Below are 24,106 nucleotides of genomic sequence, written 5' to 3'. Positions count from 1 at the left end.
GTAAAAATGTCACATTTCCATCGGGCGTTACATCTGCCGGAGCAAACTTACTCAGGGATGACAGTTCTATACATTGGGATTGGTAGTGTAGTCCTACCCGATGATGTTGTGTGTTATCCATTCCCTGTAGTGTATTACCCCATCCCTGTTAAGTTTATCCCGCCTTGTGCGGGATTTTTTTTATCGATGATCAATCGTCAAACCGCCAAACATAATGTCGCGCGTAGCCTGTAGCGCCAGAAAATCATGGGGGAAACCCAGTTCAATGGCGCTTGCCGTTTCCAGGCGTTGCCACTGCTCTTCTGTCAGCCTGACCTCCAACGCCCCCAGGTTATCTTCCAATTGTGCCAGCGTGCGTGCACCGATGATCGGGGCTGTCACTGCCGGGTTGCGAAGTGTCCAGGCCAGGGCCACTTGAGAAGGGCTAAAACCCGCCTCCCTGGCCAGCGCCAATACCGTTTCAGCAATGGTAATATTGCGCTCGGTCAGCATCCCCTTGTTGCGAACCATGGCACGTCGGGTGCCGCTCTCTTCCCCCTGCGCTTGCAAATCCTGCCGACTGTATTTGCCGCTCAATATGCCACCCGACAGCGGTGACCATGGAATGACGCCAAGGCCCAGTTCTTGCGCCATCGGAATCAGCTCTCGCTCCACGGTACGTTCCAACAGGCTGTATTCGATCTGCAGGCCAATCAACGGCGACCAACCGCGCAAATCCGCCAGCGTCTGCATTCTGGCCACCTGCCAGGCGGGCAGATCCGAAACGGCCAGATATAACACTTTACCGGCACGCACCAGATCGTCCATGGCACGCATGATCTCCTCCACCGGGGTGGTGGCGTCCCAGGCGTGCAGATACAGCAGATCAATATAATCGGTGTTCAGGCGTCGCAGGCTTTCCTCCACTGAGCGCACCATACTTTTACGATGGTTGCCGCCAGAATTTGGATTATCGGGCTGCATGGGGAGCGTGTATTTGGTGGCGATCACCAGACGGTCGCGGCGCCCGGTGGCAAATTCTCCAATAAATCGTTCAGAACTGCCTTCGGTATAGCGGTTAGCGGTATCAATAAAATTGCCGCCACGTTCGACATAAACGTCGAACAGCCGACGAGCTTCCGCTTGTTCTGCACCCCAGCCCCAATCGGTGCCGAAGGTCATGGTGCCGAGCGCCAGCGGCGAAACTCGCAGGCCAGAGCGCCCCAGCAGGCGATAATGGTTCAGGGCCAGTGATGTCAGCATAGGTATTTCCTCTGTGGTTTTGTTCAAGCATAGGCCCCACCGGGAGTGTATTGAATACGCTATAATCTTCATGAATTATTAAGTACAGGAGGCATAATGAGAGGAAGTGACTTCGCGGAGTTGCGCGCTTTTGCCGCCATTGTTGAACATGGCAGTTTTACCCGTGCCGCAGCGCAATTGGGCATGTCCGCCTCTGCGCTTAGCCAGACACAACGCAATCTGGAAACCCGGCTGGGCGTGCGCCTGCTGAATCGCACCACTCGAAGTGTCGCGCTGACCCAAGCGGGGGAGTTGTTGTTGGCGCGTCTGTCACCAGCGATGGCGGAGATTGAGGCCGCCGTGACGCAGACCGCCGCGCTACGTTTACAGCCGGCGGGCACCCTGCGGCTTAATGCTTCCAGTCTGGCGGCAATCCATTATTTGGCTCCGCTGTTGGCCCCGTTCAATGCACATTATCCCGATATTGTGGTGGATCTGAGCGTGGAGGATCGGCTGGTGGATATGGTGGCAGCGGGTTTTGACGCGGGTGTGCGTCTGCATGAACGACTGGAGAAGGATATGGTGGCCATAGCGCTGGGGGGCGAGCAACGAATGTGCGTGGTCGCCTCGCCAGCCTATTTGGCGCGTTATGGTTCGCCGCAAACCCCCGATGCGCTACGTCAGCACCGTTGCCTGAATACTCGCTGGCCAACCAACGGCAGTCTTTATCGTTGGGAATTCGAGCGCGGTGGCGAAAAACTGGAGATCGCGGTGGAAGGCCCGTTAATTGTGAACGAGCCGCAGGTGTTGGTGCGTGCCGCCACGGATGGGCTGGGGATTGCCTATTTGTTTGAGAGTCAGGTGGCAGAGGCACTGGGCGACGGCCGTTTGCTGCCGCTGCTGGCGGCCTGGACGCCACCTTTTCCCGGTTTCTATCTTTATTACCCCGCCAACCGGCAAATGCCGCGGCCGCTGCGCGCGTTTATTGATTTCGCGCGGCAGCAGGGTCCGCAGGCAATGGGCGCATGATCGGCGCCCGGTTTTTTTGAATAACTCTGTCAGATAAATTTGGTATTCACCCCAAGGCCAGTTGATTAGATTGGATCAGAGTATCCTCGGGTGCCGTCGGCACCCTACTGCAACGATTTGGGAGTTCCTTATGGCGAAGACAGTGGTAATTTTTCATTCCGGCTACGGCCACACCGAGCGTTTGGCAAAGGTTGTTGCTCAGGGCGCGGAAGCGGAACTGATCGCTATCGATCAGGAAGGCAATATCAGCGACGAAGCCTGGCAGAAACTGGACGAGGCGGATGCCATCATTTTTGGTTCGCCGACCTATATGGGCGGTCCGTCCTGGCAATTCAAAAAGTTTGCCGATGCCAGTTCGAAAGCCTGGTTTAGCCGTAAATGGCAGGACAAAGTTTTCGGTGGGTTTACCAACAGCGCCAGCCTGAACGGTGATAAGCAGGTCACGCTGATCGCACTGCAAACCCTGGCCTCGCAGCATGGTGGTCTGTGGGTCAGTCTGGGGCTGATGCCGGCTAACACCAAATCGGCGCAGCGTACCGATATAAACAATCTGGGGGGGTCGGTAGGGTTGTTGGTACAAACGCCTGCCGATGCCGGCGTGGATGAAATGCTGTCTGGTGATTTGGAAACCGCCAGCCTTTACGGCCAACGTGTCGCGGGCTTCGCTGCCAAACTGGCTTAATCGGCATTCCTCTTTCGCTCATTTTTTCTACACAATTGCAGCGTAAAGTGGTGAATGTTATTAGCCTGCTTGGGCTAACACTGCATTTCGTACAAATATTCCCGGTTCCTAGACCGGGTTTTTTGTTGCTAAGGTGGGCTTAAGCTTCCGGCGATACAATGAGCAGCAGCACAGGCATGCAATGGCTGTGTCGTAACTGTCAATTAGCTGCTTTTCAAGCGAGCCCGCACTGTGCGGGCTTTTTTTATATTTTCATTTTTAATTGCCGTCACGAGTCTCTTGCAGGAAAATAATAGGCAACAGAATAGTTTGCACGGCAAGTAAAATACCCATTTTATTATTATGGTTTTTACGTTGTGCTGATTGGCGATGGTTTACGCTATGCTCTTAGATATCTTTGAATATTATTTCAGGAAGGGTGAAAATTCGTTCCGTAGTGAACGATGCCTGTGCGGGGGTGAGTTAAGAACATTCTGTTAAATAAAAGTGGATGTATCTTTGTGACTGATCTGCCTGTATTTTTTAAGTCTGCCTCTGGTTTTAATGTCATTCGCATCATGCCAGGCGAGGGAATATGCATAGAATTGCTCTGGTTATTATAAATACATGGGTTAGACGATGAACGCCAGAATAAGCGACAGACATGGCTTGCCTGCTGCTATCCCGTTGATTACGCTTTTTCTGCTGGCATTTTTGCTTTCCCTACTGGGTATTTTTACCCGGCCAATAGGGTCGCTTTCCCTGTTTTGGCCGGTGAATGCGATTTTACTCGGTTTGCTGTTACGTAAACCCGCCTATGCTACGCCGGCCGGTTGGCTGATCACCTATATTGGGATGATTGCCGCCGATTTAGCCAACGGCGAGAGCCTGTCGCTGGCGATGTGGTTGAATGCCTGCAATATGTCCCTGATTGCCACCGGTTACGGCGTGATGTTGCTGCTGCCAAAGTCGCAGCGCAGGATGGGCAAGCCCCAGACGATCCTTTATATGTTTACCGCCAGCCTGAGTAGCGCGGCGGTGGCGTCGACCTTATCGATACTGCGTAGTGAAAGCCTGTACAACAACACGGCCGTTATCGCCTGGCTGGCGTGGTTCAGTGAACAGTTCTCGACCAACCTGTTGTTGTTGCCGGTATTGCTGGCTGCCCCGCGTCTCAAGCAGCTGTTGCGGATGCAGATCAACTGGCAACTGCGTGCCAGTATGCCGCTGCTGGCGCTGTTGTTTTCACTGGTGTTTAGCGTGTATATCGGTGGTCCGGGGGCGATAGCCTTCCCGATCCCGGCGTTGCTGTGGTGCGCGGTACGTTATCAACTGTTCACGGTGACCTTGTTGACGCTGCTGACCGGCATGACCGAGATCAGCAGTATCTCCGCCAATCTGATGCTGTATGAAACGCCGAACAACCACGTTGCCTTCCTCGACACGCTGATGTCAGCCCGTTTGGGGATCTCCATGCTGGTGATGGGGCCGCTGATCCTGGCCAGTTCAATTGCCGTTAATCGTAAGCTGTTACGGCGGCTGGAGCACAGTGCTAATCACGACTTCCTGACCGGCGTACTGGCGCGCAACGCGCTGACGCGTAAGGCCGGCGAGCTGCTGGATCATAAGCATAAATCGAAAGAGGCGGTGTCGTTACTGTTGATCGACATCGACCATTTTAAACAGATTAACGACACCCACGGCCACCTGGTGGGCGATCAGGTGTTGGCTTCATTCGCCCATATTGTGCGGCGCGAGTTACGTCACGATCAGCTATTTGGCCGTTTGGGCGGTGAGGAGTTCGCCATTATGCTGCCAAGAGCGCTGGCGGCGCAGGGCGTGGCACTGGCGGAGCATTTACGGCAATTGGTGCAAAAAGCCGATTTGCACCCTGGCGGTAAGGCGCCGTTGAACATCACCATCAGCGTTGGCGTCGCCAGTCTGGCGATGAATGAAGTGAAATCATGGGAACAACTGATGAATATGGCGGATATCGCGCTTTATCGCGCTAAGTCGCAGGGGCGTAATCGGGTGGAGTCGTTTAATGTGGTCAGTGGCAACAGCATTGTGCACATCATGTTCAAATAAGTGCTTCAGTTCTGCTTGGGTTCAAACTCGGTGCCGCAGTTTGGGCAGATCAGCATGACATTTTGCCGCAGCGTCGCGCATTTTTGGGTGGTAACGTAGGCGCATTTGGGGCAGGCGATTTTGGTGGAGCGGTTGATAAAGCCTTTAACACTGCTGGTATCAGACATAATGAAATGGCCTGTGTCAGGTGAAAACCCACGCTAACACAGGTGGTATCAAATTGCTTAGAATGTTTTTTATACGCTTGGAAAGGGTTTACAGACTTTTCAGCACTTTCAGCGTTTCATCCATGTCGATCTCGTGTTCCGAGAAGGTATGGGTATCGTTCTGGAAGGTGGTGATGGTCAGCATGCGCAGCGTCTGCATGGTCTGCGGCGCTTCTTCGGACTGTGGGCGAATGCGGTTCATCAACAGGCCAACTGACAGCACGGTATTTTCTTTATCCACGTCCGCTTTCACCGGCACTTCTTTGGTGAAGGTGTTGAAGGATTTGATACTGGTGATCTTGATTCTTTCGTTGGCGATGATGATGTACTTGCTCGACGCCAGCACCTTGACCGCAAACGCCGACGGGCCTTTGGTGTTGTTGGTCGGTTCGAAAGTCACCGCCGCGTTTTTCTTAATCAGCTCCGGGTTCTGTACTTTAATCACGTGAAAATAACGATTTTCCCCGTTCTCATCGGTAATAAAGCCGAAGCCTTTGTCTTCAAAAAAAGTCGTTATCTTGCCGTTCATCATCATTCTCATAAAGTCGCTCAATACAGTGCTTATGATAGCGCGGAATGCCTTGCAGTGACAGATTGCGTGCCCGGCATTTGATAATGCGATTACGGCATTTAGCGGGTTTGTGGCCACATGCTATTTTCTTTCTGACTTTATTCAATTCTGAAAGGGAAAATCGATGGGCATTAAACGGCTTAACCATGCGGTGCTGTATGTCAGCGACGTGCAGCAGAGTGCGGATTTTTATCATCAGGTGTTGGGATTTAAGCTCAAACCCTCCAACAGTCCGGATAAAGCGGTGTTTACCCAGGCGGCCGATTCGGATAACGATCACGATTTGGCGCTGTTCAGCAAGAATCTGGGGCAGCAACGGGCCGGGGTATTTCGTGCCAACGGTGAGCCGCCGGCGGAAAACGAGCCACCGGCCGGGTTGTACCATTTGGCCTGGGAAGTCGATAGCCTGGACGAACTTGAGCGTATTCGCGACCAGTTGGCGCAGCGTGGCATTCTTGGGCTGGAAGAAGATCATGGCGTGCACAAGAGCATTTATGGCCACGATCCGGATGGGTTACTGTTTGAAGTCACCTGGTTTATCCCGGCTGAGCGACTGACTGAGCAGGATCGCAATCAGCGTGGCATCAAACCGCTGGATTTTGCCGCCGAAAAACGCCGGTTCGCGTTGGTCTAACGGAGCGGGGCGCAGCTGGCGCCCCGTCGGTCACAGCACTTTATTGAGGAAGTTGATGGTGCGATGGTGTTGCGGATGGTTCAGCACTCGACGGGCGTCTCCTTGTTCGACGATTTGCCCATCGACCATGAACACAATCTGATCGGCCGCCTCGCGCGCAAAGCCAATTTCATGAGTGACCACCACCAGCGTTACCCCCAGATCCGCCAGCCCCTTGATCACGTCCAACACTTCGCCGACCAGTTCCGGATCCAGTGCTGAAGTCGGTTCATCAAACAAAATCACCTTCGGGTTCAGCGCCAGTGCACGGGCAATGGCGATGCGTTGCTGTTGGCCGCCGGACAGATGGCGCGGGTAGGCGTCTGCCTTGTGGCGCAGGCCGACGGTATCCAACAGCTGATAAGCCACCTCTTTAGCCTCGGCCCGCGAGTAAATCTTATGCACCACCGGTGCTTCAATGATGTTCTCCAGCACCGTCAGGTGAGGGAACAGATTGAAGTTCTGGAACACATAGCCGACGTTGATACGCTGCTTGAGAATGGCATTCTCTTTGAGCTCATACAGCTTGTCCCCCTTGCGCCGGTAGCCCACATAGTCGCCGTCGATACGGATAAAACCTTCGTCGACACGCTCCAGGTGGTTGATGGTTCGCAGCAGGGTAGACTTGCCGGAACCGGAAGGCCCGAGGATCACCGTGACGGTACCTGGCTGCAACGTCAGGCTGACGTCATCCAGTGCCTTGTGTTTACCGAAAAACTTGCTCACGTTGCTGATTTCAATCAGGCCGCGCGCCGGTACCGGAACGATGCTGTGCACCGGCGCTTCGCGCAGAGCATAATAATCAATGGCTTCGGACATGGGATCCTCCTAACGTTTTAACCAGCCGGCCAGTTTCTGCCATGGCGTGAGTGGCAATTCGCGCAATGCGCCCCGGGCGAAATAGCGCTCAATGTAATACTGAATGACCGACAGCGCGGTGGTGATGAACAGGTACCAGACCGTGGCGACCATCAGCAGCGGTATCACCTGCTGGGTGCGGTTGTAGATCACCTGAATGGTATAAAACAGCTCCGGCAGCGCCAGCACGTAGACAATCGAGGTCCCCTTCGCCAGGCTGATAATTTCATTGAAGCCGGTTGGGATGATGGAGCGCAGCGCCTGCGGCAAAATAATGCGGAAAGTGCGTCGATAGCCCGGCAACCCGAGTGCCGCCGCTGCCTCATGTTGACCGTACTCGACCCCGATAATGCCGCCACGGATAATTTCTGCGGTATAGGCCGACTGCACCAACGTCAGTCCCAACACCGCGACCGAGAACTGGCTGAGAATATCGATGGTCGGATAGCTGGCGAACACCAGTGAGGTGAAGGGAATGCCCAGTGAAATGGAGTCGTACAGATAAGAGAAGTTATACAGAATGATCAGCACCAGGATCAGCGGCAGCGAACGGAACAGCCAGATATAACCCCATGCCAACGACGCCAGCAGGTAAGAGCGTGATAGCCGCGCCAGTGCCAGCAGCGTACCGAAGATAATACTGAACAACGTGCCGAGCAGCGTCAGCAGCAGGGTTTGCCCCAGTCCGGACAGGACCGCGGGCGCAAAGAACCATTCGGCGAAGACACCCCATTCCCAGCGCTCGTTGGCCGCCACTGACTGGACTATTGCCGCCAGAATAAACACCGAAAACAACGCGCCCACCAGCCGCAGCGGGTAGCGGGCGGGAACCACTTTTAATACTTCTTGCTTGGACATGACCATTCTCCTGAAACAGATAAAGGGGGTTAACAAGGGGACGGGCCCCTAGGCAATCTTCCTTTCCGGTGCACAACAGAGTGCGTCCGCTGTTATCAGGCTTTTGCGAAATGGCAGTCGGCCATCGTAGGGCGGGTGGCTGTAAACTTCACTGTCGACGCTGGGATCGAACTGTGGCTGGTAGCCGTTGCTCAAATACAGACCCACCGCCTCCGGCTGGCGAAAGCCGGTGGTCAGATAGAGCTGGTGGTAACCCTGTTCCTGCGCCAGCGTTTCCAATTGCTGCAATACCCGTTGTGCCAGGCCTTGACGGCGCAGATCGGTCCGTGTCCAGATGCGCTTCAGCTCGGCAGTCTGTAAATCGTAGCGTTTGAAGGCCCCCATGGCGATCGGCTCCCCGGCGCGCAGCAGCACAATAAAGGCGCCTTGCGGCGGGGCGTACAAATCCAGTGCTTCCTGCTCCTGGTCACCAAAATAGTCGCCGTAGCGTTGGCGATATTCACCGAATAGCCCTGCGATCACCGGCTGGACCAGCGGATCGTTCGGCAGCGTTTGGATAAAAACGTCGTTTGCCATCTGTGTGCTCCTAATCGCCCAGGTCGTTGCGTTTGGCGGGCAGGACGCTAAAGGTTGTTCGCATAGCGGATATCCCCGAAGAAATATTCTTGTTATTGAGTAAATTGGTTTGGCGGCAGCTTCAGGCCAAGGTGGTCACGCAAGGTGTTGCCGCTGTAATCGCTGCGGAACAGGCCGCGCTGTTGCAGGATCGGCACCACGCGATCGACAAAATGGCCGAATGAGTTTGGTGTGCCACCGCTAATGATGAAACCGTCGGCAGCCTGGGTGTCGAACCAGTTTTGCAGGCCGTCTGCCACTGCTTCCGGCGTACCGCCAAATACCGGACGAGGGGAGGCGGCTTCCAGCGCCACTTCACGCAGCGTCAGATTGCGTTCGCGCGCATTGCGCTTAATGGCATCGGTGGTGCTGCGGAAGCTGTTTTGCCCCAGTTCACCGACGTCCGGGAAGGGCTCATCCAACGGATGACGGGCGAAGTCATAGTGTTCAAAGTAGCGGCCAAGGTAGTTGAGGGCGTTTTCGATACTGACCAGGCGCGCGGTTTCCCAATATTGACGTTCTACGTCTTCATTGTCGTCACCGACAATCACGCTGACGCCCTGGAAGATCCGCAGGTCATCCGGTTCACGGCCCTGTTCCACCAACTGTTTTTTGACGTCCTGATAAAACACCTGCGCCTGTTGCTGGCTTTCATGGTGGGTGAAAATGGCATCCGCGTGTTTGGCTGCCAGCTGCTTGCCGTCATCCGAGGCGCCAGCCTGGAACAGAATCGGCCGCCCTTGTGGCGTACGGCCAATATTCAGTGGCCCCTGTACCGAGAAGAACTCCCCCTGGTGATTCAGGGTATGCAGTTTACCGGCGCTGAAAAACTCACCGCTGTTCTTGTTGCGTACAAAGGCATCGCTTTCCCACGAGTCCCATAACCCTTTGGTGACGTCGAGGTATTCGCTGGCAATGCGGTAGCGCAGGCTGTGTTCCGGGTGCTCGGTGCGCGAGAAGTTCTTTGCCGAGCCTTCCAGCGGTGAGGTCACTACGTTCCAGCCGGCCCGGCCTTTGCTGAGGTGATCGAGGCTGGCGAACTGGCGCGCTACGGTAAAAGGATCGCTGTATGAGGTGGATAACGTGCCCACCAGCCCGATTTTATCGGTGGCGGCGGACAGCGCGGCGAGCAGGGTTAGCGGTTCAAAACGATTGAGAAAATGCGGAATGGATTTCTCATTGATATATAAACCGTCGGCCACAAACACGAAATCCAATTTACCCTGTTCGGCTTTTTTTGCCGTGGTAATATTAAAATCAAGATTAATACTGGCATCGGCAGTGGCATCCGGATGTCGCCAGGCAGACATATTTCCCGATGCGCCATGCAAAATGGCGCCAAGGCGCAATTGTCGTTGTTCTTTCGCACTGTTGCTCATTGCTTTCACCCTGTTAAGTGCCGGTGTGGCGCTATCTTTAGAGCCCCACTATTGACGAGCACCCTCAGGATGTAAAACAACAAAACAGCATATTCAAATGTTGAAATTAGCAAATATAACCAAAGGGGAAATAATAACTCGCAGCGCAGAATTCACTGCGCCGCGAAATAATAGCCGGGTGATTTTTAAGCCTTGCTGGTGGCTTTTTCCGGGGCGGTGGCTAATTGCTGCAGCGTGCGTTCTGCCAACAGATCGAAATACTGTGAGGCCGGGAAAATCGCCTGTTCATCCGGGTTGAAGCGCGGGTGGTGCAGGCCGAACTCACTCGCCGAGCCGATACTGACAAACACCCCCGGTACGTGGTGCAGATAAAGCGCAAAGTCTTCTCCGCCCATCTGTAGTTCCGCTTCTTCCACCCGGTAACCGGCTTCGGCGGCGACGGTTTTACTGAAGGCTGCCCAGCGTGCGTCATTGACCACCGCCGGTGGGCCGGCTTGCCAGCGCAGCTCCGCCTGTGCACCCAGCGAGGCGGCTACGCCATTAATTACCTGGCGGATTTTATCCGGCACCTGACGGCGGACCTGATCGCTATGGGTACGTACCGTGCCTTCCAGCTCCACGGTCTGTGGCAGGACATTCCAGGTATTGCCCCCCTCGATGCGTGTGACACTGACCACCAACGACTCCAGTGAACTGAAGCTGCGGCTCGGCAAGGTTTGTAGCGCGTTGACAATTTGGCTGGCGGTGACGATGGTGTCCACCCCTTGCTCCGGCTTGGCGGCATGGGCACCCTTGCCGGTGATCAGGATTTGGAAGCGATCGACGTTGGCGTAAAACGCGCCGGCGCGGGTGGCAAAAGTACCGGTGGGCAGTTCCGGCGCGTTGTGCAGACCGAATACTGCAGCTACGTTATCCAGCGCCCCGGCGTCTATCAGGTGCTGGGCACCGTTGAAGGTTTCCTCCGCCGGCTGGAAGAAAATACGCACCGTGCCGGGCAGGGAGGCCTCACGTGCTTTCAATAAATGCGCGGCCCCCAACATCACCGAGGTGTGAAAGTCATGTCCGCAGGCGTGCATCACGCCGCTGTTTTGCGAAGTGAATGGCACTCCGGAAATTTCTTCTATCGGCAGGGCATCAATATCTCCACGCAGCGCAATGATCGGCCCTTTACCACTGCCGATTTCAGCCACCACGCCGGTTTTCAGCCCCAGCGGCAGAATACGGATACCGGCCTCTTCCAGCCAGCGGGTCAGGCGGGCGGTAGTGGCAAACTCGTGGTTGGACAGCTCAGGGTTCTGATGCAGTTCACGGCGGTAGGCGACGATTTTTTCGGCCAGTTGGCTGGTCATAGTCTTGGCTCACAGTGGTTAGTAAGTTCTAACCCTAGTGCAGGGCAGCCGGAAGCAAAAAGACTATCTGGTTATATTTCATAGCGATTACGTCTGCATCGCGTCGTCAATGCCCGTTGACGGTGAATGAAACAGGCGTTCGACCGCTGTTCGCCGGGGTTTGAAGAGGATTGGACTACCCAGAGAGCCGATGACCCAGACGGTGAGTGCTTTACAGCGGAGGCGGCGGACTTTTTCACTTTTTATCGTTTTTATGTGATCCAGGTTGTGGACAAAAACCCGTCTAATTGCTGTACTGTACTGGACACACGTTTAGTGTCTTTCATTCACGTTAAAGGTAAGTTTGATGTCTAAGATTAAAGGTAGCGTTAAGTGGTTTAATGAATCCAAGGGCTTCGGCTTCATTACTCCGGAAGATGGTAGCAAGGACGTTTTCGTTCACTTCTCTGCCATCGCTAGCAATGGTTTCAAAACTCTTGCTGAAGGCCAGCGTGTAGAATTTGAAATCACGAACGGTGCCAAAGGCCCATCTGCTGCTAACGTTATCGCTATCTAATGCTACAGCCGAAATTCTTAAAACCCGCTCACTGAGCGGGTTTTTTATTGCCTTTTTTTCGTCGTTTTATGCCTGCGTTTTGCGTACCAGCAGGGTAAACAGCGTGATGGCGACGGCGTAACAGCCGACGATGGTCAGCGCCATTGACACGCTGGAAGTACCGCCCAGCCCCGTCAAGGGCACGCTACAGGCACCGAGTGCGAACATGCTCACGCCAATCAGCGCAGAAGCGCTGCCCGCTTTGTCGCCCTGGCTTTGCATCGCCAAAGACGAAGCGGTAGGGCCGACAATACCGATCACTGCCACCGAGAAGAACAGCGGTACCATCAGCAGTGCCAACGGCGCGTGTAAACCGGCGGCCAGCAACAACAGCAGCGAAGAAACTGCCGCCAGGGTTAGTCCCCCTTTCAGTACCTTCCTTTCGCCAAAATGGATGCTCAGGCGGCTGGCGATCTGTGCAGAGATAATTAGCCCGACGCCGTTGATGGCGAAGCACAGGCTGAACATCTGCGGGCTGAGGCCATAAATCTGCTGCAGCACGAAGGGAGAGGCGCCGATATAGGCGAACATCCCGGCCATTACAAACCCTTGCGTCAGGCACAGGCCCATAAACTGGCGCTGGGTCAGTAACCCGCCCAACGATCGCAGCATGGCCAAAATACCGCCGTGGCTGCGGCGCTCTGCGGGCAGTGATTCGTCCAGCTTCAGGCTGGCAAGCGTAAACAGCAGCACCGCAATGGCCGCCAGTACGCCGAAAATCCCGCGCCAGTCCATAAACTGCAACATGGCACCACCCAGCACCGGTGCAATGATCGGTGCCAGGCCGTTGACCAACATCAGCAGGGCGAAGAAGCGCGTCAGTTCGTGTCCGGAATAGAGGTCACGAGCAATAGCACGGGAAATAACTGCGCCACCGGCACCGGCCAACCCTTGCAACAGGCGAGCGATGAGTAACTGGTCGATATTCGGTGCCAGTGCGCACCACAGCGAGGCGACCAGCAGCAGTGCCAGTGACAGCAGCAGTGGGCGCATACGGCCGAGCTTGTCGCTGTAGGGGCCAAAAATCAGCTGACCAACGCCCAGTCCGAGCAGGGCGGCGGTCAGGCTGAGCTGCGCGGTGGCGGTGGAGGTATTCAGCTCACCGGCCATTTCCGGCAGGGCGGGCAGGTAGAGATCGATGCACAGCGGGCCCAGTGAAGCGAGCAGGCCAAGCACCAGCGCGTACACCAGACGTTGTCTGGCGAGTTGTTTGGTCATGAGGATTAAAGTTTCCTGAACAGGTGAGAAATAGCTTGTTGGTATAAGCCGTTCAGCAGGCTGACGTCGGCTTTTTGCGTGGTGAGAATGCGATAACCGGTGCCTTCGCTTAACACGGCGATAAACTCTACTCTGGCGGCGATTTCCTGCTCGCTGAAGTGCGGATAGATCCGCCGCAGGCTTTGGCAAACATGGTGGAATAACCGGGTTTCGGCATCGCTGAGCATTTTTGCCACTGTCGGGTTACGGGTGGCCTCGGCGGTGACCTCCAGCATCAACATATGGTCGGTTTCGCTTTCTCCGGGCTGTTGAAACAGGGTGCGTGCCGCCAGGGTACCGGCGATCAGGTTGATATGATCGCCAAGATCTTCCAGCCGCCGCATTTTACTGGCGATGATGCGGTTAACGATCTCTTCGATAATCGCATCTTTGTTGTCGAAATAGCGGTAGATCTGACCAACGCTAAGCTGAGAACCCTGTGCGATTTCCGCCATGCTGGCGGCGTGAAAACCGTGCTGGCGAAAACAGAGTTTTGCGGCGTCGACGATCTGGTCGCGACGGGCCTGTACTTTGGCCTGCCTGCTGTCGCTGGTGGATATCATGTCCCGGTCCTTTACCTAATGAGATGCGGTTCGCTTTCTGGGTGCGAACGTTCATTCTCAATTGTAATGCAACAACGACAATAGGCAAGAGCGCAACTGTAAAGGTGGGTTTTGCGGGGCCGAACTTAGGCGAACAGATAAACCTTGATGAAGGCACCGACAATCAGCAGGCACAGCAGGGTGGCGGTCACTTCAGCGGCAGTTTTCGGCAGGCTAAACATCTGAGTTCTCATCCAGTGGGGATACTGGATGAGATTATGCTCAGTGCAGATTAAGGAAACATTAAGAAGTCGTAATTAAATTATTGTCCGTTAATCCAGACCACCAGCATAAACGCCAGCAGGGTCATCGCCAGCGAGCCCGCCAGATTCAGCAGCATGTTGGTCAGCGCCCAGGCGAAACGGCCATCCTGCAGTAAATACACCACCTCCAGAGAAAAGGTGGAAAAGGTGGTCAACCCACCACAAAAGCCGGTGGTGATCAGCAATTTCCAGGTGGGATCCAGGTGCGTCATACGGGTGAAGATGGCGATAGCCAAACCAATAATAAAGCCGCCCAGCAGATTGACCGCCAGCGTCCCCAGCGGGATGTGCGCGTTAAGCGGATTCATCTTCATGCTTATGGCCCAGCGCAGGACGCTACCCAAACCGCCGCCAATAAAAACTGCCAATAAAGAACTCAACATGGTCGAAACTGCCTTTCATTAAATGGGGAGTCAAACTCAGAAAGCTGCAGGCGCAATGCTACGCACCTCTCTGAGAGGTTACGTAGACATCATTAGCCTGTGAAGGCGGTTATGGAGGAATGTCATCTCCGTCAGTCGGCGCTGCTGTTTGGCGCGCAGGCGGGATCTTACACCCGCCGTTGCCTGTTTTGTAGTATCAAAAGTGACTGCAAAGCAGAAAGTGTCACCTTTGGCCTCAGTGGCCGGGCACGGCCAGCTCCAGGCGGTTACGACCGTTGTTCTTCGCCCGGTACAGCGCGTTGTCGGCGGCTTTTAACCAGTCCAGATAGCCGTGCATATCGCCGTGATAATCCGCAATGCCGGCACTGATGTTCAGTTTTAACTGTGGCGCTTCGCGGAAAATAATTTCGTTTAGCCGTTCCTGAATACGCAACAGCGCAATGCTGGCCTGTTCGGCGCTGGTGTTCGGCAGTACGGCACCAAACTCGTCACCGCCGTAGCGTCCGACAATATCCACGGCGCGCAGGCCGATTAGCAACTCCTCCGCCAGTACCGCCAGTGCCTCGTCACCCAGCGCATGGCCGAAGGTGTCGTTGATGGTTTTAAAGCGATCGATATCCATCAGGATCAGGGTCGCGCTGTGCTGATAGCGGCGACAGCTGTCAAATTGGTGATGCAGCAAATGTTCCCAATGGCGGCGGTTGTACAGCCCGGTCAGGCCATCACGCATACTGATACGCAGCAATTCCTGCTTTTTCTCCGCCAGGCGCTTGGCGGTGCGGTAGGTCACTAACCCCAATAGGGTCGGATAGAGATAGATCATGGGCAGACATAGATAAATCTGCAGCGGCGTGCTTTGTGGCTGAAAGGGGAAACCCAGCAGCGCACTGATTGCCAGCGCACTGGCTACTTGCACGACCAACCCTTTAAAAAACAGGGATTTTCCGGCGGAGGCAATATTGTTCATCCCCATCATCGACAGGATGACCACCGACGGTAAGGCATTAAAGGCCATCGTAGCCACCCACAGCCCACCGAAAAACGAATCGATCAGCAGGTTACGGATTTCGGCCTTGAAGGGCATGACGGAGCGGCGCGCCCACTGGTAGGCGAGGTGTGGCCAGATAAACCCATGGAAAATCAGCAGTCCCCACAGCCAGGGGGTAGTCTGCTGCGAAGAAAGCACCGAGAACACACAGATAAAACCGACCCCCAGACCGACGATGCGTGGCAGGTAAGTGCGTCTGGCGAAGCTGAGGCCGGAACGTCTGGTATCAATGACTGATGGCGTATACATCCGGCAACTCCATAGTGAGCAGGGGGACAGCGTACCATGCAGCTTGAAAACTCAGAATAGTCTGAAGCGCGTACGGCGTATTTAACCTTGCTTATTGGCGCAGGATCTCACTCTGTTACATGTTGCTGTTGTTTTGGCCCAGAGAAAGTAGGTAAATATCCTCAGGCAAGGTTTGTTTTCTCGCTGCGCCCGCAGCGCTATATGAATAAGAAGGTGAGTATGGAAGGTCTCAGTATTACCAAACTTCTGGTGATTGCGGTGTTGATCATTTTACTGTTCGGCACCAGCAAACTGCGTTCTCTGGGCGCTGATTTGGGGGCTGCACTGAAGGGCTTCAAAAAGGCGGTGGGGGATGATACGACTCCGCCAGCGTCAACCACGGCTGAAAGCCAGTCCAACCCGCAGAGCGTCGAAAAGAAAGACGTTTAATTTCGTCTTCTGCCAGGCAATAAAAAACGGATGCCGCATGGACATCCGTTTTTTGCCGTTTCCGTCGTTGGAAACGTAACAAATAATTACTGCAATTACTTCACTTCCATCCCTTTTGCCTGCAAGTCGGCATGGTAGGACGAACGGACAAACGGACCGCAGGCGGCATGGGTGAAGCCCATCGACATCGCTTCTTCTTTCATTTCATCGAATTCGGCCGGGCTGACGTAACGCTGTACCGGCAGGTGATGGCGGCTTGGCTGCAGATACTGGCCCAGGGTCAGCATGGTAACGCCGTGGCGACGCAGATCGCGCATCACTTCAACGATTTCCGCATTGGTTTCCCCCAGGCCGACCATCAGGCCAGACTTGGTTGGAATGTGCGGATGCGCTTCTTTAAACCGCTCCAGCAGCTTCAATGACCACTCGTAGTTCGCGCCAGGACGAACCTGACGGTAAACACGCGGTACGTTTTCCAGGTTGTGGTTGAACACATCCGGTGGCGTTTCGGTCAGGATTTCCAGTGCACGATCCATACGGCCGCGGAAGTCTGGCACCAGCGTTTCAATCTTGATGGTCGGGTTCTTGACGCGGATAGCCGCGATGCAGTCGGCAAAGTGCTGGGCACCCCCGTCACGCAGATCGTCGCGGTCAACCGAGGTGATCACCACATAACGCAGGCCCATATCGGCGATGGTCTGAGCCAGTTTTTCCGGCTCGTTGGCATCTGGCGCCACCGGGCGGCCGTGGGCCACGTCGCAGAACGGGCAGCGGCGGGTACAGATAGCGCCCAGGATCATAAAGGTGGCGGTACCGTGGTTGAAGCACTCAGACAGGTTCGGACAGGAAGCTTCTTCGCACACCGAATGCAGGCCGTTTTTACGCATTGCGGCTTTAATGCCCTGAATGCGCGTAGAGTCGGCAGGGAGTTTGATTTTCATCCACTCGGGTTTACGTAACAGCTCCTGCCGTTCTGTGACCACCGTTTTTACCGGGATCAACGCCATTTTGTCTGCATCGCGGTATTTGACGCCGCGTTCCATCTGAATTGGTTTACTCATAATCGTGCAGGTTCCAGTTACGAAGCTCGACCTTCGGGTAGCCGAGTAAATGAACAAATTCCTGTACCAGGACTGGGTGTACGTCTTCTATGCCAACACCGGGCACCAGCGCGCTGACCTGCGCCATCTGCATACCGGCGTAACCGCAAGGGTTGATACGCTGGAAGGGGGTGAGATCCATGGCCACATTCAGGGCCAGGCCGTGGAATGAACTGCCTTTACGGATCCGCAAACCCAACGAACAGATTTTTTGCTCCCCCACGTAAACACCGGGCGCATCCGGACGGGCACGCGATTCAATGTGAAAGTGGGCGAGGGTATTAATAACGGTATCTTCGATAGCCGTGACCAGTTGGCGAACGCCAACCTTGTTGCGTTTCAGATCGACCATCACATACATCACCTGCTGGCCCGGCCCGTGATAGGTCACCTGGCCGCCGCGATCGCTCTGGACTACCGGAATGTCGCCCGGCATTAACAGATGCTCCGCTTTCCCTGCCTGGCCCTGGGTAAATACGGGCTGATGCTGAACCAGCCACAGCTCATCGGGCGTGGTTTCGGTTCGGCGATCGGTGAAGTTGTGCATGGCTTGGGATACAGGCTCATAGGGCTGCAACCCCAGCTGACGCAAAATGATCTTGTCTGGTTGCAAAAGAGTCATCGTCAGGTTACAGAAGTGGTGTTGCCATTATACCGGGCGCTCTGGCCGGCGACCAGCGTTTCGCTGACCAAAAATGCGCAACCCGGGCAGAGAATGCTCTGTCCCGGTCTGAAATACAGGGGTTTATGCTGGAATTACAGCACCATGCGGACAATTTCAATGTTGCCCAACTCATCATATAAGGTTTCCACCTGGTCGATATGGGTGGCGGTGATGGTGATGGACACGGAGTGGTAATTGCCTTTGCTGCTAGGTTTAACCCGCGGGTTATAATCCCCGGGAGCATGGCGTTGCACCACTTCAACCACCTGGTCTACCAGCTCGGGTTGTGCCAGGCCCATTACTTTGTAGGTAAATGAGCAAGGGAATTCGAGCAGTTCGTTCAGTTTAGTTTTCATGTGCGCTCCAGAGTGCGGCTATCGATATAGCGATTCTATAAATTATAACTCCCGCCGGAGCGGGAGTTAATGTTAATCAGTATATGGGGGCGATTTCGCCCATTTCAACTGTTAACCGAACCAGTGATGGAACATCAGTTTGATGTAATCCACGATACGGCTGAAGAAACCGCCTTCTTTCACTTCGTTCATCACCACCAGCGGGCGCTGATCGATGGTTTTGCCATCCAACTGGAAGTTGATGCTGCCGACAACCTGGTTTTTCGCCAGTGGCGCATGAATTTCCGGCGTGTTCAGCACGTAGCTGGCTTTGAGATCTTTCATCCGGCCGCGTGGGATAGTCAGGTAAACGTCTTTGTCTACGCCCAGCTCAACGCGATCCGCATCGCCGAACCATACCGGCTCAGACGCAAACTCTTTGCCCACTTTCAATGGCGCAACGGTTTCGAAGAAGCGGAAGCCCCAGGTCAGCAGTTTCTTGCTTTCGGTTTCACGGCCTTTATAAGTACGACCGCCCAACACCGCAGAGATAAGACGCATCTGGCCTTCGGTGGCAGATGCGACCAGGTTGTAGCCTGCTGCATCGGTATGACCGGTTTTGATGCCGTCGACGTTCAGGCTGGTATCCCACAACAGACCGTTACGGTTCATCTGGCGGATATTGTTGAAGGTGAATTCTTTTTCTTTATAAATCGCGTACTCGTCCGGCACGTCACGGATCAGCGCCTGGCCGATCAACGCCATATCGCGCGCCGAGCTGTACTGACCCTGTGCATCCAGGCCATGTACCGTCTGGAAGTGGGTGTTCTGCAGGCCCAGCTTGCTGACGTAGGTGTTCATCAGATTAACGAACGCATCCTGGCTGCCGGCCACATAGTCGGCCATCGCTACACAGGCGTCGTTACCGGACTGCAGGTTGATGCCGCGGGTCAGTTTGGAGACCGGTACGCGGTCGCCTGGCTTCAGGAACATCAGGGAAGAACCCTTGAATACCGGGTTGCCGGTTGCCCAGGCATCTTGTCCCACGGTAACCATGTCTTCCTGGCCGATCTTGCCTGCTTTCAACGCCTGGCCGATGACGTAACTGGTCATCATTTTGGTCAGGCTGGCAGGGTCGCGGCGGGCGTCGGCGTTCATTTCCGCCAAAACTTTACCGGAGTTGTAATCAATCAGGACGTAGGCTTCCGCATCGATCTGCGGTACCCCTGGGATCATGGTTTTGATATTAACGTCATCGGCATGCGCAACGGAGGTTGCACTCATCGCGATAACGGTGCCGAGCGCTATGCTCTTGATTAAGCGGAAAGAGGTTACTTGTTTCATGATCGAGACTACAACATCCATGAGGGTAAAATTAAAAACGAGCCACACTATAACAGATGAGATCCCGGCAGGCATTAGTCAATCCTCTGACTAATCGCGCTTTATTGGCTTTAGCTGAAAGAAAATGTTTCAGCTAAAGGAACGCTTATCAACCGCGTTCGCCTGCCAGAGAATTGTTTTAAGGTGCGGCAGTGACAAAAGATTGTTGCTGCGCTTCACTGGCCAGACGCTGCTGCAGTTCGACCGCCTGCTGACGGCTGCTGAACGGGCCTAATTGCACGCGGTAAACGCTGCCGTTGGCGGCCACTTTACCCGGTACGCCAAACTTTTGGCTCAGGCTTTGTTGCCAGCTTTGCGCGCGTTCGGCACTGCTCAGTGCGCCGACCTGCACCACATAGCTGCCACCTGTAGAAGCATTGGCGGCAACGGCGGCGGTCGCTGCGACCGGTGCGGCAATGGCGGCGGCGCTGACGGCAGGCTCTGGCTCTGACCCCTCCAGCACGCCAGCCGGGACAGCGCTTGGCGCGCCCAGGAAACCACTGCGGCTATTGCCGGTAGTGGCGGCCGGGGCGTTGTCGCCGGTGTTCAGGCTGCTGTTGTCAATCGGGCGTACTGCGGCACCGCTGGCGACAGGAACATCTTGCTGCACCGGGGTTCCCATGCTGCTGGAACCCAGATCCGGACGTGAAGGCAGGGCATAGCTTTGTTTGGCCACGGTGGTGCCAATGGTGCCTGGACCGCTCAGAGTACCGTCCGGTGCCACGTTGATGAAATCAACCTTGACCTTGGTGTTGTTGGACAGGTTCAGGCGGTCGGCGACGGCTTTCGACAGATCGATAATACGGCCCTGGGTGTAAGGCCCGCGATCGTTAACCCGCACCACCAGTTGACGGCCATTGGCCAGGTTGGTGACGCGTACGTAACTTGGGATCGGCAGCGTTGGGTGTGCGGCCGTCAGGCCGTTAGGATCAAACTGTTCCCCCAGCGCGGTGGTATTGCCACGGGCTTCTTCACCATAGGAGCTGGCCAGACCGGTCTGAGAGAAGTTCTGCGGATCCTTGACGATGCGGTAAGTGTCGCCATTAACCTTATAATCCTGCATGTTATTAGGGTTATAGGGTTCATATTGAGGCTCAACGCCACCGATTTCCACCACCGGCCCATTATATGGCTGCTGCGGTGGTGCTTGCTGTTCCGTGGTCGGGGCGGTACAGGCGGAAAGCAATACCGCGACGACGCCGACCCAAAGCCATTCCTTACGCATTACTCACCCCTTATAAACTCTTGGACATCATTTTTCGATGCGTGTGGATCGACATGATAATGCCGAACCCAGCCATAAGCACAATCAGCGCCGAACCCCCGTAACTGACCAGAGGCAAAGGTACGCCAACTACCGGCAAAATACCACTGACCATACCAATGTTAACAAACACATAAACGAACAAAATCAGCATCAGACCGCCGACCATCACCCGGCCGAAGGTGGTTTGCGCCTTGGCGGCGATCATCAGCCCGCGGATAATCACCAGCAGGTAGAGTGCCAGCAATACCAGCACCCCGATCAGCCCCAGTTCTTCGGCCAATACTGCGAAGATAAAGTCGGTGTGACGTTCCGGCAGGAATTCCAACTGTGACTGGGTGCCGTGCAGCCAGCCTTTGCCGGACAGGCCGCCGGAGCCGATGGCAATTTTTGACTGAATAATATGGTAGCCGGCGCCAAGCGGGTCGGTTTCCGGATCGAGCAGCATCATGACGCGGTCGCGCTGATAGCCGTGCATCAGGAAGAACCACAGCACCGGGATAAAGGCCGCCAGCAGTACGGCGGCCACGGCGATCAGCTTCCAGCTCATGCCGGACAGGAACAGCACGAACAGCCCGGAGGCGGCGATCAGGATCGAGGTCCCCAGATCGGGCTGTGCGGCCACCAGCAGGGTCGGCAGGAAAATCAGCACCAGTGCAATGGCGGTGTTCTTCAGCGAAGGCGGGCAGACGTCGCGGTTCATAAAGCGCGCCACCATCAGCGGCACGGCGATTTTAGCGATTTCGGACGGCTGGAAACGCACAAAGCCGAGATCCAGCCAGCGCTGAGCGCCTTTACTGATCTGCCCGAAAGCGTCCACCAAAATCAGCAGGATCACGCAGAAAATATATAAATACGGTGCCCAGCTTTCATAAACTCGCGGTGGGATCTGCGCCATGACGGCCATCACGATCAGCCCCATCACGATCTGGCCGATCTTGCGCTCCATCATGCCGATGTCCTGACCGCTGGCGCTCCACATCACGAACGCGCTGTAGACCAGCAGGGCCAGAATTAATACCAGGAATGTGGGGTCGATATGGATTTTGGTCCAGATCGAGCCCTTTTGTTGGCTTTCAGTCATGTTCTGCCTTAATCACCCTCAACGCCTGGTGGCAGTGGGGCTTCAGATGGTAATTGCGTATTGTTGTCGCCCAGCAAAATATGGTCGAGGATCTGACGGGTGATCGTCCCGACCGCCGGACCGGAGCCGCCGTTTTCCAGAATGATGGCGACCGAGACCGTAGGGTTGTTGTACGGTGCAAAGGCGGTCATCAACTTATGGTCACGCAGGTGTTCCGCCAGTTTGTGGGCGTTGTAGGTTTCGTAACCGAATACCTGTGCGGTACCCGATTTCGCCGCGGCTTTGTAAGGTGCATCCGAGAAGTACTTGCGTGCCGTCCCGTTCGGACGGTTGGCTACACCATACATGCCGTCTTTGGCAATTTCCCAGAAGCCGGAATGAATATCGCCGATCTGCTTGGTTTCTTCCTGAGTGAAAGGCACCAGCGCACCATTGATTCGGGTGCTCTGCAGCAGGTGCGGCGTTTTGACATTACCGTCGTTAATCAGCGTGGTCAGTGCCTTGGCCATCTGGATCGGCGTTGCCGTCCAGTAGCCCTGGCCGATGCCCACCGGAATGGTGTCACCCTGATACCAGGGTTTTTTATAGCGCTTGAATTTCCAGTCGCGGGTCGGCATCAGGCCGGAACGCTCTTCGGACAGATCGATGCCGGTATATTCGCCGTAACCGAACTTGGTCAGCCAGGTCGACAGGCGATCGATACCCATATCATAGGCGACCTGATAGAAGAAGGTATCCGCCGACTCTTCCAGGGCTTTGGTGACGTTCAGGCGGCCGTGGCCCCACTTTTTCCAGTCACGGAAGCGTTTTTCCGAGCCGGGCAATTGCCACCAGCCGGGATCGAACAGGGTGGTGTTTTTGGTGATCACCCCGGCACTGAGCGCCGAGACGGAAATGTACGGTTTTACCGTTGACGCCGGTGGATATAGCCCCTGCGTGGCGCGGTTAATCAACGGCCGGTTCGGATCGTTGAGCAGCCCCTGATAGTCTTTACTGGAGATGCCATCGACGAACAGGTTCGGATCATAGCTGGGGTTGGAGACCATCGCCAGAATGCCGCCGGTGCGCGGATCGCTTACCACCACGGCCGCACGGCTGCCGACCAGCAACTGCTCAATATAGCGTTGCAGGTTGAGATCCAGCGTCAGGTAAACGTCCTGACCGGCTGACGGGGGTTGTTCATGCAGTTGGCGGATCACCCGGCCACGGTTGTTGACTTCAACCTCTTCGTAGCCGGTTTTGCCGTGCAGGGTATCTTCGTAATAACGTTCGATACCCAGCTTGCCGATGTCGTGGGTGGCGGCGTAGTTGGCCAGCTTGCTCTCTTTATCCAGGCGTTCGACATCGCGGTCGTTGATCTTCGACACGTAGCCGATCACGTGGGTCAGGGCAGAGCCATACGGGTAGTAGCGACGCTGGTAGCCTTTGACCTCGACGCCGGGGAAGCGGAACTGGTTAACCGCAAACCGTGCTACCTGAACTTCATTCAGGGCAGTTTTCACCGGAATGGAGACGAAACGGCGTGAGCGCTTGCGCTCTTTCTCGAAGTTGGTGATGTCTTCGTCGGTCAGATCGACCACCGGACGCAGTGCCTGCAGCGTGGCCTTCAGGTCATCGACCTTTTCCGGCATCAGCTCCAGCTGATAAATGGTGCGGTTGAGCGCCAGCGGGGTGCCGTTGCGATCATAGATAATGCCGCGGCTGGGCGCGATCGGCACCAGTTTGATGCGGTTTTCGTTGGAACGGGTGCGGTAATCCTCAAAGCGGACGATTTGCAGATTATACAGATTGGCGATGAGGGTGCCGGTCAGCACCAGGATGACAAAGAACGCCACCAGGGCGCGGCGTACAAACAGGGCGGATTCAGCCGTATAGTCGCGAAAAGGGTTACGTTCTATTTTCATCCCGCTGCTTTATTTCACTCTGTCACGGTTACCACCGG

At 55.3% G+C, this 24,106-nt stretch carries 25 protein-coding genes and 1 riboswitch; of the genes, 6 read left to right on the top strand and 19 right to left on the bottom strand.

Going from position 1 to position 24,106, the window contains the following annotated elements; all coding sequences use genetic code 11:
- Nucleotides 1–180 precede the first annotated feature (180 nt).
- Nucleotides 181–1,242 carry an aldo/keto reductase gene (locus OC597_RS20255; RefSeq protein WP_262210205.1) on the bottom strand — a complete coding sequence of 354 codons (1,062 nt, stop codon included), beginning with the start codon at nucleotides 1,240–1,242 and terminating at the stop codon, nucleotides 181–183.
- A gap of 96 nt (nucleotides 1,243–1,338) precedes the next feature.
- On the opposite strand from OC597_RS20255, the gene OC597_RS20250 reads away from it, so the two are divergent.
- From OC597_RS20250 to OC597_RS20240, 3 genes are all read left to right on the top strand, one after another.
- Nucleotides 1,339–2,250 carry a LysR family transcriptional regulator gene (locus OC597_RS20250; RefSeq protein WP_262210203.1) on the top strand — a complete coding sequence of 304 codons (912 nt, stop codon included), beginning with the start codon at nucleotides 1,339–1,341 and terminating at the stop codon, nucleotides 2,248–2,250.
- Between the two features lie 130 nt (nucleotides 2,251–2,380).
- Entirely contained in the window at nucleotides 2,381–2,932 is a 552-nt protein-coding gene (locus tag OC597_RS20245; RefSeq protein ID WP_112350019.1) for a flavodoxin family protein, read from the top strand.
- 618 nt (nucleotides 2,933–3,550) lie between these two features.
- On the top strand, nucleotides 3,551–4,999 hold the full coding sequence (locus OC597_RS20240; RefSeq protein WP_262210200.1) for a GGDEF domain-containing protein: 1,449 nt from the start codon (nucleotides 3,551–3,553) through the stop codon (nucleotides 4,997–4,999).
- 5 nt (nucleotides 5,000–5,004) lie between these two features.
- Here OC597_RS20240 and OC597_RS20235 read toward each other — a convergent pair whose 3' ends face one another.
- Nucleotides 5,005–5,166, bottom strand: a complete 162-nt coding sequence (locus tag OC597_RS20235; RefSeq protein ID WP_165366374.1) for a YnfU family zinc-binding protein — start codon at nucleotides 5,164–5,166, stop codon at nucleotides 5,005–5,007.
- A gap of 88 nt (nucleotides 5,167–5,254) precedes the next feature.
- Nucleotides 5,255–5,734: a cold-shock protein gene (locus OC597_RS20230; protein ID WP_017891897.1), complete on the bottom strand. Its 480-nt coding sequence runs from the start codon at nucleotides 5,732–5,734 to the stop codon at nucleotides 5,255–5,257.
- 166 nt (nucleotides 5,735–5,900) lie between these two features.
- Here OC597_RS20230 and OC597_RS20225 point away from each other — a divergent pair, with 166 nt between their 5' ends.
- Nucleotides 5,901–6,410 carry a VOC family protein gene (locus OC597_RS20225; protein WP_261251757.1) on the top strand — a complete coding sequence of 170 codons (510 nt, stop codon included), beginning with the start codon at nucleotides 5,901–5,903 and terminating at the stop codon, nucleotides 6,408–6,410.
- A 30-nt stretch (nucleotides 6,411–6,440) separates the two neighbouring features.
- Here the strand turns inward: OC597_RS20225 and OC597_RS20220 are convergent, their stop codons facing one another.
- From OC597_RS20220 to OC597_RS20200, 5 genes are all read right to left on the bottom strand, one after another.
- Complete coding sequence (locus OC597_RS20220) at nucleotides 6,441–7,268, bottom strand: amino acid ABC transporter ATP-binding protein (protein WP_272931547.1); 828 nt, start codon at nucleotides 7,266–7,268, stop codon at nucleotides 6,441–6,443.
- 9 nt (nucleotides 7,269–7,277) lie between these two features.
- Nucleotides 7,278–8,165, bottom strand: coding sequence for an amino acid ABC transporter permease (locus OC597_RS20215; RefSeq protein WP_085115558.1), 888 nt, complete (start codon nucleotides 8,163–8,165; stop codon nucleotides 7,278–7,280).
- Nucleotides 8,166–8,213: 48 nt separating this feature from the next.
- Complete coding sequence (locus OC597_RS20210) at nucleotides 8,214–8,741, bottom strand: GNAT family N-acetyltransferase (RefSeq protein ID WP_261251758.1); 528 nt, start codon at nucleotides 8,739–8,741, stop codon at nucleotides 8,214–8,216.
- Between the two features lie 92 nt (nucleotides 8,742–8,833).
- Nucleotides 8,834–10,159, bottom strand: coding sequence for an LLM class flavin-dependent oxidoreductase (locus OC597_RS20205; protein WP_262210197.1), 1,326 nt, complete (start codon nucleotides 10,157–10,159; stop codon nucleotides 8,834–8,836).
- A gap of 185 nt (nucleotides 10,160–10,344) precedes the next feature.
- Nucleotides 10,345–11,508 (bottom strand): M20 peptidase aminoacylase family protein, encoded by a 1,164-nt coding sequence (locus OC597_RS20200; protein WP_261251760.1) that lies wholly within the window; start codon nucleotides 11,506–11,508, stop codon nucleotides 10,345–10,347.
- A gap of 346 nt (nucleotides 11,509–11,854) precedes the next feature.
- On the opposite strand from OC597_RS20200, the gene cspE reads away from it, so the two are divergent.
- The gene (gene cspE, locus OC597_RS20195) at nucleotides 11,855–12,064 is read left to right on the top strand and encodes a transcription antiterminator/RNA stability regulator CspE (RefSeq protein WP_002210315.1); all 210 of its coding nucleotides are present in this window, start codon (nucleotides 11,855–11,857) and stop codon (nucleotides 12,062–12,064) included.
- Between the two features lie 66 nt (nucleotides 12,065–12,130).
- Here cspE and OC597_RS20190 read toward each other — a convergent pair whose 3' ends face one another.
- From OC597_RS20190 to OC597_RS20175, 4 genes are all read right to left on the bottom strand, one after another.
- Complete coding sequence (locus tag OC597_RS20190) at nucleotides 12,131–13,321, bottom strand: multidrug effflux MFS transporter (RefSeq protein WP_262210196.1); 1,191 nt, start codon at nucleotides 13,319–13,321, stop codon at nucleotides 12,131–12,133.
- 5 nt (nucleotides 13,322–13,326) lie between these two features.
- Complete coding sequence (locus OC597_RS20185) at nucleotides 13,327–13,923, bottom strand: TetR/AcrR family transcriptional regulator (RefSeq protein ID WP_261251762.1); 597 nt, start codon at nucleotides 13,921–13,923, stop codon at nucleotides 13,327–13,329.
- Nucleotides 13,924–14,224: 301 nt separating this feature from the next.
- Nucleotides 14,225–14,608 carry a fluoride efflux transporter CrcB gene (crcB, locus tag OC597_RS20180; protein WP_099065404.1) on the bottom strand — a complete coding sequence of 128 codons (384 nt, stop codon included), beginning with the start codon at nucleotides 14,606–14,608 and terminating at the stop codon, nucleotides 14,225–14,227.
- A gap of 76 nt (nucleotides 14,609–14,684) precedes the next feature.
- Nucleotides 14,685–14,747: riboswitch (Fluoride riboswitch) on the bottom strand.
- Nucleotides 14,748–14,843: 96 nt separating this feature from the next.
- Entirely contained in the window at nucleotides 14,844–15,905 is a 1,062-nt protein-coding gene (locus OC597_RS20175) for a diguanylate cyclase (RefSeq protein ID WP_262210194.1), read from the bottom strand.
- 219 nt (nucleotides 15,906–16,124) lie between these two features.
- Here OC597_RS20175 and tatA point away from each other — a divergent pair, with 219 nt between their 5' ends.
- Nucleotides 16,125–16,334: a Sec-independent protein translocase subunit TatA gene (gene tatA, locus OC597_RS20170; RefSeq protein WP_261251764.1), complete on the top strand. Its 210-nt coding sequence runs from the start codon at nucleotides 16,125–16,127 to the stop codon at nucleotides 16,332–16,334.
- A gap of 95 nt (nucleotides 16,335–16,429) precedes the next feature.
- On the opposite strand, the gene lipA is transcribed toward tatA, so the two are convergent.
- From lipA to mrdA, 7 genes are all read right to left on the bottom strand, one after another.
- A complete protein-coding gene (gene lipA, locus OC597_RS20165; protein WP_262210192.1) occupies nucleotides 16,430–17,395 on the bottom strand; it encodes a lipoyl synthase in 966 nt (321 codons plus the stop codon).
- Nucleotides 17,388–18,056 (bottom strand): lipoyl(octanoyl) transferase LipB, encoded by a 669-nt coding sequence (gene lipB / locus OC597_RS20160; protein WP_219015578.1) that lies wholly within the window; start codon nucleotides 18,054–18,056, stop codon nucleotides 17,388–17,390. The genes lipA and lipB overlap by 8 nt, the downstream gene beginning before the upstream one ends.
- Before the next feature lie 134 nt (nucleotides 18,057–18,190).
- On the bottom strand, nucleotides 18,191–18,454 hold the full coding sequence (gene ybeD, locus OC597_RS20155) for a DUF493 family protein YbeD (RefSeq protein ID WP_262210190.1): 264 nt from the start codon (nucleotides 18,452–18,454) through the stop codon (nucleotides 18,191–18,193).
- 111 nt (nucleotides 18,455–18,565) lie between these two features.
- A complete protein-coding gene (dacA, locus tag OC597_RS20150; protein ID WP_085115567.1) occupies nucleotides 18,566–19,777 on the bottom strand; it encodes a D-alanyl-D-alanine carboxypeptidase DacA in 1,212 nt (403 codons plus the stop codon).
- A gap of 178 nt (nucleotides 19,778–19,955) precedes the next feature.
- Nucleotides 19,956–21,041 carry an endolytic peptidoglycan transglycosylase RlpA gene (gene rlpA / locus OC597_RS20145; protein WP_261251766.1) on the bottom strand — a complete coding sequence of 362 codons (1,086 nt, stop codon included), beginning with the start codon at nucleotides 21,039–21,041 and terminating at the stop codon, nucleotides 19,956–19,958.
- A 10-nt stretch (nucleotides 21,042–21,051) separates the two neighbouring features.
- Nucleotides 21,052–22,164 (bottom strand): peptidoglycan glycosyltransferase MrdB, encoded by a 1,113-nt coding sequence (gene mrdB, locus OC597_RS20140; protein ID WP_099065409.1) that lies wholly within the window; start codon nucleotides 22,162–22,164, stop codon nucleotides 21,052–21,054.
- Nucleotides 22,165–22,172: 8 nt separating this feature from the next.
- A complete protein-coding gene (gene mrdA / locus OC597_RS20135; protein WP_261251767.1) occupies nucleotides 22,173–24,068 on the bottom strand; it encodes a peptidoglycan DD-transpeptidase MrdA in 1,896 nt (631 codons plus the stop codon).
- Nucleotides 24,069–24,106: the final 38 nt, after the last annotated feature.

Source organism: Serratia proteamaculans (genome assembly GCF_946227095.1).
GTDB classification, from domain to species: domain Bacteria; phylum Pseudomonadota; class Gammaproteobacteria; order Enterobacterales; family Enterobacteriaceae; genus Serratia; species Serratia proteamaculans_E.
The sequence above is the reverse complement of the archived record's forward strand: the minus strand, read 5'-3'. Positions and strand labels throughout refer to the sequence as shown.